Source organism: Bacillus sp. AFS002410 (genome assembly GCF_002556365.1).
Taxonomy (GTDB): domain Bacteria; phylum Bacillota; class Bacilli; order Bacillales; family Bacillaceae_G; genus Gottfriedia.
Genome location: NZ_NUEU01000047.1, coordinates 1 through 611, shown reverse-complemented (window position 1 = coordinate 611; position 611 = coordinate 1). Strand labels below are relative to the sequence as shown.

Here is a 611-nt window from a genome sequence, read left to right as displayed (position 1 = left end):
TTCGGTCCCATATATGCTGGTAATGTTGCTGAGAAGTTTTCATTCGGTCCCATATATGCTGGTAATGTTTGTGGTGCATTCGGATTCGGCCCCATGTATGCTGGTAATGTTTGCGCATTATTTACTGGGAACGGTGCAGGCAATGGCATTGGCGCTGGTAGTGGTGTAGGAACTGGTGCTGGTAATGGCATTGGCATAGCTGTTGGTGGAACTGGTACTCCACCTGTTGCACCAGGAGCTTCTCCAGTCATTCCTGTCAACATCGGCATAGAACCAAAGCTCGGCAATGTTGGTAATGCTCCTCCTTCTCCTCTACCTGGATAATATGGATAGTTAGAATTTGGCCCCATGTAAGCTGGTAATGTCTGCGGTGCATTTGGTCCCATGTAAGCTGGCATTGTTTGTGGCGCATTTGGTCCCATATATGCTGGCATTGTTTGTGGGAAATTTTCATTTGGTCCCATATACGCTGGCATTGTTTGTGGGAAATTTTCGTTCGGTCCCATATATGCCGGTAATGTTTGTGGTGCATTTGGTCCCATATACGCTGGTAATGTTTGTGCTGCATTTGGATTTGGTCCCATATATGCCGGTAATGTTTGTGCTGCATT

The 611-nt window shown here is 46.5% G+C and carries 1 pseudogene; it reads right to left on the bottom strand.

The features are described 5' to 3' along the window. Positions 1-611: pseudogene (locus tag CN692_RS26260) on the bottom strand (hypothetical protein); the annotation flags it as partial.